The organism is Rhizobium sp. BR 362, from assembly GCF_036528765.1.
Lineage (GTDB): Bacteria > Pseudomonadota > Alphaproteobacteria > Rhizobiales > Rhizobiaceae > Rhizobium.
Genome location: NZ_JARWGH010000103.1, coordinates 1 through 680, shown reverse-complemented (window position 1 = coordinate 680; position 680 = coordinate 1). Strand labels below are relative to the sequence as shown.

Genomic DNA, 680 nt, shown 5'->3' with positions numbered 1-680 from the left:
CCAGTCCATGGGGCCGTCCGCGACGGCCATGAGTTTCGCCTCAACCCCTTTTACTTCGCCAATCCCGGCCGCCACTGCCTCGGCAACGCGCGCGGTGTGACCGAAGCCACTGTCGTATACGATTGAAATCAACAACTCGATCGCCTTCCTGCAACGAGAATGCACATGACGGGCGGCCGATTTGGGTCGATTGACCTTAATCGCCCTGAAAACGTCACTTGCCTGATCTCCTCAATATCGTAGAATGATATTCAGTAGTGGCGATTGTTTTTCACTTGTTTATTTCCTCGAATTCCGCAATCGCGTCATAAAAGCGTCTGAAAAGGTTTTGCCGTGCGCGATAGATTTGATGGGATAGAAGTTTTCGTGGAAGCGGTCGAAGCTGGGGGTTTCAAAAGAGCAGCCGATCGGCTCTCCCTCACCCCTTCGGCGGTCGGCAAGGCCATTGCGCGCCTGGAAGAGCGACTTGGCGTTCGCCTGTTTCAACGAACGACCCGCACGCAATGTCTGACTGAAGACGGCCAGCAATATTACGAGCGCTGCCTGCGTGCCATCGAGGAATTGCGCACGGGCGAATCCCTTCTGGAAACTGGACGGCGCGAGGTCGTCGGTAAACTTCGCGTATCGCTGCCCGTATTGTTCGGCCGCTATTGCGTCGCGCCCATCCTGCGTGCCTATGC

At 56.0% G+C, this 680-nt stretch carries 1 protein-coding gene; it reads left to right on the top strand.

Going from position 1 to position 680, the window contains the following annotated elements; genetic code table 11:
• Nucleotides 1–333: 333 nt before the first annotated feature.
• A partial coding sequence (locus QDY28_RS30940) for a LysR family transcriptional regulator (protein ID WP_331384861.1) occupies nt 334–680 on the top strand: 347 nt, incomplete at its 3' end.